An 11,917-nucleotide genomic window follows, 5' to 3' on the forward strand; every position below is an offset into this window, starting at 1 on the left:
AGCTCGAGGAGGACCTCGACGCGGCCCTGCGGCCGCGCCCGCCGGTGTCCCCGGCCGAGCGCGCGATGCGGGCGCTGGTCGGCACCGCGGCGCGCGTGCGCGAGCGCGGCGTCGCGGGGATGCTCAGCTCCTCGCTGGACGACCTCGCCGCGTGGGCGTCCGACGAGCAGTCCGACGTCCTCCAGGTGGCCGCACCCGACGGCACGGTGACCCTCCTGTTCTCCGACATCGAGGACTCCACCGCCCTCAACGACCGCCTCGGCGACAAGGCCTGGGTCCGGGTCCTCGCCGCGCACGACGCCCTCGTGCGGGCGATGGTCGACAAGCGACGGGGACGAGTCGTGAAGACCGCCGGCGACAGCTTCATGGTGGCCTTCCGTGACCCGGTCGCCGCTGTGCTCGCCGCCCGGGGGATCCAACGGGCCCTGGCGCGCACCCTCGACCCGCGGCTGCGGCTGACGCCCGTGCGGGTGAGGATCGGCGTGCACACCGGGACCGTGATCAGCCGCGACGGCGACTACTTCGGGCGCAACGTGTCGATGGCGGCCCGGGTCGCCGCGCTGGCCGACGGTGGTGAGGTGCTGGTGACGCAGGCGGTCCGGGACGAGACGTCGGAGTCCGGCGACCGACGGATGAGGTTCGAGGAGGCGGGCACCGTGGAGCTCAAGGGCCTCCCCGGCGAGCACGACCTGTGGAGACTGGTGGTGGAGACGTGACCGGCCCCCTGGGACGACCGACCGCCTGCCCGTGCGGGTCGACGGCGTCGTACGACTCCTGCTGCGGGGCGCTGCACCGCGGCGCCCGGCAGGCCGAGACCGCCGTCGAGCTGATGCGCAGCCGCTACTCGGCGTTCGTGCTCGGGGAGGTCGACCACCTCTTCCGCACCTGGCATCCGCGCACCCGGCCCGCCGGGCTGGTCGAGGACGGGCTGGACACCGGTCGCACCTGGACCGGGCTCGAGGTGCTCGACCACGGCGAGGACTGGGTGGAGTTCGACGCGCACTACACCGTGGGCGGCGTGCCCGGCGTGCAGCACGAGCGCAGCAGGTTCGAGCGCCGCGCCGGCCGCTGGGTGTACGTCGAGGCGCTGGACTGATCGCTGGACTGATCACCGGACTGATCACCGGACTGACGGCTGAGGTCCCCTGCCGCGGGGACCTTCGTCCCTCCTGCTGGACCCGCTGCTAGCGGAGCATGGACGAAGGCCCTGAACCGGGCCCAGACCCAGGAAGTTGGCGATCGTGCTCGAATCCGTGGAGCTCTCGCTCTCCGAGGCGGAGACGCTGCTGCGATCCGGTGTGACCGGACGCGTGGCCGTCTCCACCCCCAAGGGACCCCACATCCTGCCGGTGAACTACTCGGTCGTGGGTGACCACGTGGTCTTCCGCACCTCGCCGTACTCCATCCTCGGCACGCACGCCCACCGCACGACCGTGGCGTTCGAGACCGACACCTTCGACCACGAGCGCCAACGTGGCTGGAGCGTGCTGGTGCGCGGCCGGGCCGAGGTCATCAGCGACGCCGCGATGCTGGAGTCCATCCACCGCATCTGGCCGCCCCGCCCGTGGGCCGCGGGGCAGCGCAACCTGCACATCGGTGTCCGCCTGGAGGAGGTCACCGGGCGACGACTCGGGACCGGCTGGGACCCGGTGCGCGAGGCGACGGTCCGACGGATCGTGTGAAGCGTGTCGCAGACTGGGGTCGTGCCCTTCCGTCGCCCTGAGCTCTCCGACTCCGCGCAGGCGCTGCTCGACGCCGTCGTCGCCATCTCCAGCGACCTCGACCTCGGGAGCGTGCTCACCCGGATCGTCGAGGCCGCCTGCCAGCTGACCGACGCGCAGTACGGCGCGGTGGGCGTCATCGGCGCCGACGGCAACCTCGCGGAGTTCATCACCCACGGCCTCGACCCGCACGAGCGCGAGCGGATCGGCTCCCCGCCGCACGGCCGCGGCATCCTGCGGCTGCTCATCGACCACCCCGAGCCGCTGCGTCTGGAGGACCTCTCCCGACACCCGGAGAGCTACGGCTTCCCGCCGAACCACCCGCCGATGCGCTCCTTCCTCGGGGTACCGGTGCGCATCCGGGGCACCGTCTTCGGCAACCTCTACCTGACCGAGAAGGCGCAGGGGCAGTTCGACGAGGAGGACACCCGGCTGGTGGAGGCGCTGGCCTCCGCGGCCGGCTTCGTCATCGAGAACGCGCGTGCCTACACCCTCAGCGAGCGCCGCCGACAGTGGCTGCAGGCGACCGCCGACCTCGTCGAGGACCTGCAGCCGCCCCTGGACACCGGGGTGGCACTGCAGCGGATCACCCACTCCGCGCTCTCGGTCGCGCGCGCCCGGTGCACCGCCGTCGTGCGGACGGCCGGTGACCCGGTGGCCGCCGCGGACGCGGCCGTCCTCGCCGCCTCCGGCGGGGACGTCGACTCGCTGCGGGCACAGGTGGCGGCACTGCTCGAGGGACTCGACGGGGCGGTGCACGAGCCGGTCGACGTGGAGACCGGTGAGATCCGCGCGCTGCTGGTGCCGCTGCGCGCGCACCTGACCGACCCGACCGCGCTCATCACCTTCTTCGGCGACGAGCACAACGCGCTGGAGATCGAGGAGCGCGAGCTGTTGATCTCCTTCGCCGACCAGGCCGCGTTGGCGCTCGACCGCGCCCAGGCCGTGGCCGACCGGGCCGAGCTCGCCGTCATCTCCGACCGTGAGCGGATCGCCCGCGACCTGCACGACACCGTCATCCAGCGGCTCTTCGCCACCGGCCTCACGCTGCAGGCGGTGGCCTCCGGGGTGTCCGACCCGGCCGTGGCGGGCCGGGTCGCACGGGCCGTGGACGACCTCGACCAGGTCGTGCGCGACATCCGCGGCACCATCTTCGAGCTGCGGCACACCGGTGGGGAGTCGCTGCAGGCGCAGGTGCGCAGCCTGGTGAGGGAGTACGCGCGGTTCCTCGGCTGGGCGCCGGTCGTGCGGATCGAGGGACCGGTCGACACCGCGGTGCCCCCGGAGGTGGCCGAGCACTTCGTGCCGGTGCTGCGCGAGGCGCTGTCCAACCTCTCCCGCCACGCCGAGGCCCGGGCGGCCTGGGTGCGGGTCGCGATCGAGGACGGCGAGCTGGTGCTGGAGGTCTCCGACGACGGGGTCGGGCCCACCGAGGGCGCCTCGCACAGCGGCCTGCGCAACGCCCGTGGCCGGGCCGCCGGGCTCGGCGGCACCTCGGCGTTGACCCGCCGCGACGGCGGGGGCTCGGTGTTCAGCTGGCGGGTGCCGGTCTGAGGTCCTCCCGTCGACGCGGCGCACCCGTCCGGACGGTCTCGCCGGTCTCGGCCGTGCGCGGGTGACGGTTGGGCCGTGCGCGAGTGACGGTTCGGCCGTGCGCGGGTGACGGGTCGGCGGTGGGTCAGCGGGGGCGGCCGTCGGGGCCGAGCAGCTTGCTGGCCAGCACCGCGGCCTGGGTGCGGCGCTCGAGGCCGAGCTTGGCCAGGATGCTGGAGACGTAGTTCTTGACCGTCTTCTCGGCCAGGAACATCCGCTCCCCGATCTGACGGTTCGTCAGCCCCTCGGCGATGAGCGCGAGCAGCTTCAGCTCCTGCTCGGTGAGGTCGGCGAGCTCGGGCGCGGTGGCCGGGCCGTTGCGGACCCGCTCGAGCACCCGGGCGGTCAGCGCCGGGTCGATGAGGGAGTTGCCCTCCGCGACCTGGCGGATCGCGGCGACCAGGTCCAGGCCCTTGACGTCCTTGAGGACGTAGCCCGACGCACCGGCCATGATCGCGGCGAACAGCGCCTCGTCGTCGTCGTAGGAGGTGAGGATCAGCGCCCGGATCGTGGGGTCGACCCCACGCACCGTGCGGCACACCTCGATGCCCGAGCCGTCGGGCAGCCGGGCGTCGAGCACCGCCACGTCCGGGTGCAGCGCAGGGATGCGGGCGGTGGCCTCGGCGGCGGTGCCGGCCTCCCCCACCACCTCGATCGACCCCGTGCTCTCGAGCAGGGCCCGCAGTCCCTGACGCACGACCTCGTGGTCGTCGAGGAGGAACACCTTGATCAGGCGATCGGCGCTCTCGGGCATGCGGCGGCTCCTTCGGAGGACGGGGGCTCTGCCGACATCTCTACCACCTGATCGACCAGGTCGAGCCCGACCGTGCCGTGCGAGATCCACAGCACGCTGCGATCACCGTCCCCGAGCACCTCCTCGGCCAGGTCGGCCGCGGTCGCCTCGTCGAGGTGCGCGGTCGGTTCGTCGAGCACCAGCACCCGCTGGTCGGCCAGCAGCGAGCGGGCGATCGCGAGCCGAGCCCGCTCCCCTCCGGACACCCCGGCGTGCCCCTCGCCGACCCACGTGCCGAGCCCGTCGGGCAGGGAGTCCAGCCACTCCCCCAGCCGGGCCTGGCGCAGGGCCTCGGCCACGTCGGCGTCGCTCGCGGTCGGCCGGGCCAGCCGGACGTTCTCGACCACGGTGGTGCTGAACAGGTGCGGGTCGTCGTCGACCAGGCCGACGCAGCGTCGTACGTCGTCGGCGGGCTGGGCCACCAGCGGCACCGACCCCAGGGCGACCGTGCCGGCCGCCGGGTCGAGGAAACGCAGCAGCAGCGCGGCGACCGTGCTCTTGCCGCAGCCGCTGGGCCCGACCAGCGCGACGCGACCGCCCTCGGGAAGGCGCAGACCCAGGCCGGTGAACGCCGGGCGCGGCCCCCACCCGGCGGCGGCGTCGACGAGGTCGACCCGGGTGCCCGTCGGGGTCTGCGGGTCGTGCGGGTCGGTCGTGGCGGGGGCCCGGTCCAGCAGCTCGTCGACCCGGGCGCGGGCCGCATCGGTGCGGGCCGAGAGGGCACCGGCGTCGACGAGGGGCAGCACGAGGTCGGCCAGGGCGAGCGGCACCAGGACCAGCAGCGCCAGGACCGGCTCGCTCACCGGCGTACCCGGGAGCAGCAGGGCCACCGCGGCCACCGCGAGGCCGGTGACGGCCAGCACAAGCGCGCGGGCGGCCCCCTGCCAGCGTGCGGAGCGCCGCACCTGCCGGCCGAGGTCGTCGCTGACCTCGCCGACGGTGTCGACGGCGCGCGCCGTGGCCTGCCACATGGTGAGCTCCTCGGCGAGGGCGGTGGTCGCCACCACCCGGTCGGCCAGCAGGGCCCGGAGCGCGACCTGGGCGCGCTCGGCGCGGGTGGCGCCGCTGCGCGCCAGGAGGTACGCCGCGGCAGCGCCGGCCGCGACTACGGCGACCCCGAGCGCCGCGCGGGGCTCCCAGGCCGCGGTCACGACTGCGGCCACGGCCAGGGCCGCCGCCGCCGACCGCACCGGCATCCGCACCCGCAGCGCCGCGTCGAGCTCGGCGTCCACGTCGTCGACGAGCGAGGCGAGCAGGTCGCCCCGGCGGCGACCGGTGCGTCCGGGCACCAGTGGGACCAGCGCCTCGTAGACCTCCACGCGGCGCCGGGCGAGCATCCCCAGCACGGTGTTGTGGGAGCGCAGCCGTTCGGCGTAGCGCAGCACCGGCCGCGCCAGGCCGAAGGCCCGCACGCCCACGATCGCGACCATCAGCGTCAGCACCGGCGGGTGGGTGGAGGCCTGCACGATCAGCCAGCCAGCCGTCGCGGTCAGGGCCACCCCGGACAGGCTCGCCAGGGTCCCGAGCACCGTGGCCAGCCCGAGCCCGGTCGGCCGCGGGGCGCTGCGCTCGGAGTCGTGCCCCTGAGCGGGCGCCATGTCGCCCGCTGGGGGGCACGACTCCCGCGGCGGGCGCGGCATGTGCGACGCCACCGGCCGAGCCAGCCGGACCTCTCGGTCGGCGACGGCGACGAGCGCGGGGTCGTGGGCGACGACGACCACTGCCCGGGTGCGACCGAGCGCGACGAGGGTGTCGGCGACGACCTGCGTGGTGACGGGGTCGAGGTGGGCCGTGGGCTCGTCCAGCAGCACCCACGGCCGGTCGGACACGACGGCGCCGGCCAGCGCGAGGCGCGCACGTTCGCCGGCGGACAGCCCGGCACCGTCCTCCCCCACCGGGGTGCCCAGGCCCTCCGGCAGCGCCCGCACGCGCTCGGCGAGCGCGACCTGGGACAACGCCTCCCAGAGCTCCTCGTCCGCGGCGTCGGGTCGGCCGAGGCGCAGGTTGTCGGCGACCGTCCCGTCGACGAACCCGGGGCGCTGCGGCAGCCAGGCGATGTCCTCCTGGGGCGGTCCAGTGACACGGCCCGACGTCGGCTCGAGCAGCCCGGCCAGGACCGCCAGCAGGGTCGACTTCCCGCAGCCGGACGGGCCGGTCAGGGCCGTCACGCCGCGCGGCGCGATCGTCAGCGACAGGTCCTGCAGCACGGGCACCGTGCGGCCGGGGCGCAGGACGGTGAGGTCGGTGACGGTGAGGGGCTGGTGAGGCGGGTGGTTCGCGGGGTGGTCTCGACGCCCGCTCGTCGCTGGCGCTCCTCGCTGCTCGACCACCGGGGCGTCCTCGAGCAGCTCGCTGACCCGCTCGACGACGGCGACCCCTTCCGCGGCGGCGTGGAACTCCGCGCCGACACGGCGCAGCGGCCAGTACGCCTCGGGGGCCAGCAGGAGCACCACGAGCGCGGTCCGCAGGTCGAGGCCACCCTCGGCGAGCCGGAGGCCGACGGTCACCGCCACGAGGGCGACCGACAGGGTCGCGACCAGCTCGAGCACGCCCGAGGACAGGAACGCCACCCGCAGGGTCTCCAGGGTGCGGCGACGGTAGGCGTCGGTGATCGCGGCGATCCGCGCCGACTGGGCCTGCGCGCGCCGGAAGGCCACCAGCGTCGGCAGCCCCCGCACCACGTCGAGGAAGTGCCCCGACAGCGACGACAGCGCCCGCCACTGGCGCTCCGCGCGGTCGCGGGTCGCCAGGCCGACCAGCGCACCGAAGACCGGCACCAGCGGCAGTGTGCACACCACGATCAGCGCGGCCAGCAGGTCCTGCGAGGCGATGGCCAGCACGGTGAGCACCGGCAGCACCATCGCGAGGACGAGCGCGGGGACGTAGCGGGTGAGGTACGGCTCGAGCGCGGTCACGCCCCGGGTCACCAGCACCGCGTCGGCACTGGTGGACCCACCGGGGCGGCTGAGCACGGAACCCGCCACCCTGCGTCGTACGACGGAGGCGACCGTGGCCGCGGCGCGGGCCGCGGCCGCGTCACCTGTCCAGCCGACCAGGCCGCGGCCGAGCAGCACGGCCACCACGGCGACCGCCCACCCCAGCGCGAGGCGACCTTCCACGGCCGCGACGACCAGGCCGGTGATCGCGAAGGCCTGGGCGATGACGAGCAGCGCTCCGAGGAGCCCGGTGCCGAGCACGACGGCCAGCGGCCGCCGGGCCGGGGCGAGCAGACGACGCAGGCGCGGGTCGGAGGGGCGCACTCAGCGGCTCCCCGCCGGCTGGTCCCCCCCGGACTCCCCGGCCAGCACGGCCTCGGGGATGTGGTGGACGCTGATCCGCTTGCGGAAGACCCAGTAGGTCCAGCCCTGGTAGACCAGCACGATCGGGGTGAAGACGACCGCGACCCCGGTCATGATCTTGAGCGTGTAGGCGGTGGCCGCCGCGTTGGTGGTGGTCAGCGAGGTGCCGTCGGCCAGCGAGGTCGGCATGACGTCGGGGAAGAGCGCCGCGAAGAGGCCGGCGACGGCCAGCGCGATGGTGACGAAGGTGCCGACGAACGCCCATCCCTCGCGGGCGGAGCCGGCCGCCGCGACGCCGGCCAGCAGCGCGAGCGCCGCGAGCACGAAGAGCACGCCCGAGGCGACCGAGCCGGTGTCCACCTGGGTCCACACCAGGAACACCACGGCCACCAGGGCGGCGGCCAGGCCGGAGCGGGTGGCCAGCGACCGGGCCTCGCGACGGATCGGGCCGTCGGTCTTGAGGGCGACGTACATCGCGCCGTGGGTGAGGAAGAGCAGCAGCGTGGTGAGCCCGCCCAGCAGCGCGTAGGGGTTGAGCAGGTTGAAGAAGCCGCCGACGTACTCCAGGTCGGCGTCGATCGGCACGCCGCGCACGATGTTGCCGAAGGCCACGCCCCACAGGACCGCGGGGAGCAGCGAGCCCCAGAAGATCGCGAGGTCCCAGCGGGCCCGCCAGGTGGCGTCGTCGCGCTTCGCGCGGTACTCGAAGGCGACCCCGCGCACGATCAGCGCCACGAGGATCAGCAGCAGCGGCAGGTAGAACCCGCTGAACAGCGTGGCGTACCACTCGGGGAACGCCGCGAAGGTCGCGCCGCCCGCCACCAGCACCCAGACCTCGTTGCCGTCCCAGACGGGCCCGATGGTGTTGATGAGCACGCGCCGCTCGCGCTCCTCGCGCCCCAGGACCGGCAGCAGCATCCCGACGCCGAAGTCGAAGCCCTCGAGGGCGAAGTAGCCGACCCACAGGACGGCGATCAGGCAGAACCAGACGGTGGTGAGCTCCATGTCGTCGTCTCCTCAGTACGCGAAGGCCAGCGGCCGGTCGGGGTCGTTGTCGTCGTCGCGCAGCTGCGGCTCGACGTAGGGGTCGGCGCCCTTGGCGATGTAGGTGAGCATCAGCTTCAGCTCCACGGCGGCCAGCACGCCGTAGAGCGCGGTCAGCACGACCAGCGAGGTCAGCACCTCGCCCGTGGTCGTGCCCGGCGAGACGCCCTGCTCGGTCGTCATCAGTCCGAACACGACCCACGGCTGCCGGCCGATCTCGGTGAAGATCCAGCCGAAGCTGTTGGCGAACAGCGGCATCAACGGCAGCCCCACGGCCACCCAGGTCCAACGGGCGCCGGTCGGTGCGCGGCCGCGTCGGGTCGCCCAGAGGACGGCCAGCCCGCCGGCCATCCCGGCGAAGCCGAGGCCCATCATGAAGCGGAAGCTCCAGTAGGTCAGCGGGATGTAGGGCGTGTAGTCGCCGGCGGTGTAGTAGGTGGCGCCGGGGTCCTGGCCGTAGGTCTCGATGTACTGCTCGCGCAGCGGGTTGATGCCCTCGACCCGGCCGTCGAGCTCGCCGGTGGCGAGGAAGGAGAGGAGGTTCGGGATGGTGACGGAGAACTTCTCCGTGGTCCCGTCCGGGGTCCCGATCGTGAAGACCGAGAACGCCGCCGGCTCCTCGGTCTCGTAGAGCGCCTCGGCGGCCGCCATCTTCATCGGCTGCACCTCGGTCATCACCTTGCCCTGGACGTCGCCGCTGACGACGACGCCGAGCCCGGCGACCAGCAGGACCCAGGCACCGACCCGGGCACCGGAGCGGTACATCGAGCGGTCCTCGGAGCCCTGCTGCCCCCGTCCGCGCACCAGGTGCCACAGCGCGACGCCGGCCACGAACGCGCCGGCGGTCATGTACGCCGCCAGGATCACGTGGGGGAACGTCACCAGCTGCACCTTGTTGGTCAGCACCGCCACGAAGTCGGTGAGCTCCGCGCGCCCGGTCTCGGCGTTGTAGTCGTAGCCGACGGGGTTCTGCATGAAGGAGTTGGCCGCGAGGATGAAGTACGCCGAGAACAGCGTCCCGAGGTGCACCAGCCACATGCACGAGGCGTGCAGCGCACGGGGCAGCCGGTCCCAGCCGAAGATCCACAGGCCGAGGAAGGTCGACTCCAGGAAGAACGCCAGCAGCCCCTCGACCGCCAGCGGCGCCCCGAAGACGTCGCCGACGAAGCGGGAGTAGTCCGACCAGTTCATGCCGAACTGGAACTCCTGGACGATCCCGGTGACGACACCGAGGGCGAAGTTGATGAGGAAGAGCTTCCCCAGGAACTTCGTCATGCGCAGCCACTGCTCGTTGCCGGTGCGCAACCAGGCGGTCTGGTAGCCGGCCACGAGGGCGGACAGGCCGATCGTGATCGGCACGAACAGGAAGTGATAGACCGTCGTGATGGCGAACTGCCACCGCGCGATGTCGAGGGCTTCGAGATCCACGGCCCTCACTCTGGCGCCGGCGGCCCCTCTCCCGTCACGGGCGTAGGTACCCCTCTTCGCGGACCCTGGCCCCCAGCCTGCGGGACCTAGGTCCCCCGGGCTTGACGCCGAGCCGGCGTATCAATACGCCGGTTCGATCCCCTGACGCCGGTCGAGGTGCTAGCGCAGCGAGCCCCGAGACCACCTCCTACCGCCGGTCGAGATGCGAGCGCAGCGAGCCTCGAGACCTAGTCCCCTCAGCGGGTCAGCAGCACCGACGACCCGTGTCCGAAGAGCCCCTGGTTGGCGGTGATGCCGACCCGGGCGCCCTCGACCTGCCGCTCGCCCGCCTGGCCGCGCAGCTGCCAGGTGAGCTCGCAGACCTGCGCGAGCGCCTGGGCGGGCACGGCCTCGCCGAAGCACGCCAGGCCGCCGGAAGGGTTGACCGGGATGCGCCCGCCGATGGTGGTGTCGCCGGCACGCAGGAGGGACTCGGCCTCTCCCTCCTTGCACAGGCCGAGGTCCTCCATCCAGTCCAGCTCCAGCGCCGTCGACAGGTCGTAGACCTCCGCGACGTCGACGTCCTCGGGGCCGATCCCCGCCTCGTCGTACGCCGCCGCGCCGATCGACTGCTTGAAGGTCCGATCGCCCGGGGTGCCGGCGTCGGTGGAGAGCATCGGCATGTCGAGCACGGCGTTGGGGAAGGTCGGGGTGACCGTCGAGACGGCCGCGACCCGGACCGCGTCGGAGAGCCCGATCCGCTGGGCGTAGTCCTCCGAGACGAGGATGACCGCCGCCGCACCGTCGGAGGTGGCGCAGATGTCGAGCAGGTGCAGCGGGTCGGAGACCACCGCGCTGCCGAGGACGTCCTCGACGGCGACCTCCTTGCGGTAGCGCGCGTAGGGGTTCGACAGCCCGTGGCGGGCGTTCTTGACCTTGACCTGCGCGAAGTCCTCCGAGGTGGCGCCGTAGAGGTCCATCCGGCGGCGGGCGTACATCGCGAAGTACGCCGGGTTCGTCATGCCGAGCAGCCGGAACCGCAGCCAGTCCGGGTCCTCCCAGCGCTCGCCGGCGTTGGGGGCCAGGAAGCCCTTGGGGGTGGTGTCGGCGCCGACGACCAGCGCCACGTCGCTCATGCCGGCCAGGATGCGCGCCCGTGCGGTGTCGAGTGCCTGGGCGCCGGTCGCGCAGGCGGCGTAGGAGGTGGCGATGCGGGCGCCGTTCCAGCCCAGCGCCTGGGCGAAGGTCGAGCCGGCGACGTAGCCGGCGTAGCCGTTGCGGACCGTCTCGCCGCCGACCACGAGGTCGACGTCGGTCCACGGGATGCCGGCGTCCTTCAACGCCTCGCGGGCCGCGTGCACGCCGTACTGGACGAACGGGCGGCCCCACTTGCCCCAGGGGTGCATGCCGACCCCGGCGATCCGGACCTGGCTGGTGGATGCCTTCAGAGCGCTCACTGGTCGGCCTCCTCGCCGAGCTCGACGACGGGCTTCCAACGCCAGATGAGTCCCTCGCCGGCGTGCTCGGGCTCCACGACCAGCTCGACCTCGGCGCCCACGCGCAGGTCGGCGGTGCCGTAGCCCTGCGCGACCTGGCCGAGCACGACCATCCCCTCGGGCAGCTCGACGGCGGCCAACGCGAAGGGCGAGAACGGCTCGGGCGCCTGGTACGGCGCGGGCGGCTGGTACTGCGCGTCGGTGTAGGACCACACGGTCCCCCGCCGGCTCAGCGGCACGGACTCGAAGTCCTCCCCCTCGCACGCGGGGTTGCGGCAGAACCCGGCGGCCGCGGCGGTGGGCGGGAAGTAGGTCGTGGCGCACGACGTGCACCGCTCCCCCAGCAGGGTCGGCTGGTCCCCGAGCGTGAACCAACCCTCGATCGCCGGCGTGGCCGTCATGGGTCCTCCAGACGTGCGGAACTAGAACGTGTTCTCACACTAGCCGCACAGCCGGGATAGTCCGCACCAGATCTCACCCTGAGCTCGCTTGAGGTCAACCGGTCTAAGCAACTGGGTGGGGTCAGGCGGCCTCGGTGAGGAGCCTGTTGAGTCGTACGGCGGG

10 protein-coding genes are annotated in these 11,917 nt (G+C 73.5%); 4 read left to right on the forward strand and 6 right to left on the reverse strand.

Features of this window, described 5'->3' with window-relative positions; translation table 11 throughout:
* The 4 genes from A6R01_RS15505 to A6R01_RS15520 all read left to right on the forward strand — a co-directional run.
* The coding region (locus A6R01_RS15505; RefSeq protein WP_292607720.1) for an adenylate/guanylate cyclase domain-containing protein at positions 1 to 716 on the forward strand (716 nt) is incomplete at its 5' end.
* Positions 713 to 1,096, forward strand: coding sequence for a YchJ family metal-binding protein (locus A6R01_RS15510; protein ID WP_292607723.1), 384 nt, complete (start codon positions 713 to 715; stop codon positions 1,094 to 1,096). The genes A6R01_RS15505 and A6R01_RS15510, both read left to right, overlap by 4 nt.
* A 145-nt stretch (positions 1,097 to 1,241) precedes the next feature.
* Positions 1,242 to 1,682 (forward strand): pyridoxamine 5'-phosphate oxidase family protein, encoded by a 441-nt coding sequence (locus A6R01_RS15515; RefSeq protein ID WP_292607726.1) that lies wholly within the window; start codon positions 1,242 to 1,244, stop codon positions 1,680 to 1,682.
* A gap of 21 nt (positions 1,683 to 1,703) precedes the next feature.
* The gene (locus A6R01_RS15520) at positions 1,704 to 3,275 is read left to right on the forward strand and encodes a GAF domain-containing sensor histidine kinase (protein WP_292607728.1); all 1,572 of its coding nucleotides are present in this window, start codon (positions 1,704 to 1,706) and stop codon (positions 3,273 to 3,275) included.
* A 124-nt stretch (positions 3,276 to 3,399) separates the two neighbouring features.
* On the opposite strand, the gene A6R01_RS15525 is transcribed toward A6R01_RS15520, so the two are convergent.
* The 6 genes from A6R01_RS15525 to A6R01_RS15550 all read right to left on the reverse strand — a co-directional run bounded on the left by A6R01_RS15525 (position 3,400) and on the right by A6R01_RS15550 (position 11,754).
* Positions 3,400 to 4,068, reverse strand: coding sequence for a response regulator transcription factor (locus A6R01_RS15525; RefSeq protein WP_366925118.1), 669 nt, complete (start codon positions 4,066 to 4,068; stop codon positions 3,400 to 3,402).
* Complete coding sequence (gene cydD, locus A6R01_RS15530; RefSeq protein ID WP_292607732.1) at positions 4,044 to 7,367, reverse strand: thiol reductant ABC exporter subunit CydD; 3,324 nt, start codon at positions 7,365 to 7,367, stop codon at positions 4,044 to 4,046. The genes A6R01_RS15525 and cydD overlap by 25 nt, the downstream gene beginning before the upstream one ends.
* The gene (gene cydB / locus A6R01_RS15535) at positions 7,368 to 8,411 is read right to left on the reverse strand and encodes a cytochrome d ubiquinol oxidase subunit II (protein WP_292607735.1); all 1,044 of its coding nucleotides are present in this window, start codon (positions 8,409 to 8,411) and stop codon (positions 7,368 to 7,370) included.
* 12 nt (positions 8,412 to 8,423) lie between these two features.
* Positions 8,424 to 9,878 carry a cytochrome ubiquinol oxidase subunit I gene (locus A6R01_RS15540; RefSeq protein WP_292607737.1) on the reverse strand — a complete coding sequence of 485 codons (1,455 nt, stop codon included), beginning with the start codon at positions 9,876 to 9,878 and terminating at the stop codon, positions 8,424 to 8,426.
* Positions 9,879 to 10,114: 236 nt separating this feature from the next.
* Positions 10,115 to 11,314: a lipid-transfer protein gene (locus A6R01_RS15545; RefSeq protein ID WP_292607739.1), complete on the reverse strand. Its 1,200-nt coding sequence runs from the start codon at positions 11,312 to 11,314 to the stop codon at positions 10,115 to 10,117.
* Complete coding sequence (locus A6R01_RS15550; protein WP_292607742.1) at positions 11,311 to 11,754, reverse strand: OB-fold domain-containing protein; 444 nt, start codon at positions 11,752 to 11,754, stop codon at positions 11,311 to 11,313. The genes A6R01_RS15545 and A6R01_RS15550 overlap by 4 nt, the downstream gene beginning before the upstream one ends.
* Positions 11,755 to 11,917: the final 163 nt, after the last annotated feature.

Source organism: Nocardioides sp. REDSEA-S30_B4 (assembly GCF_001627265.1).
Classification (GTDB): domain Bacteria; phylum Actinomycetota; class Actinomycetes; order Propionibacteriales; family Nocardioidaceae; genus Nocardioides.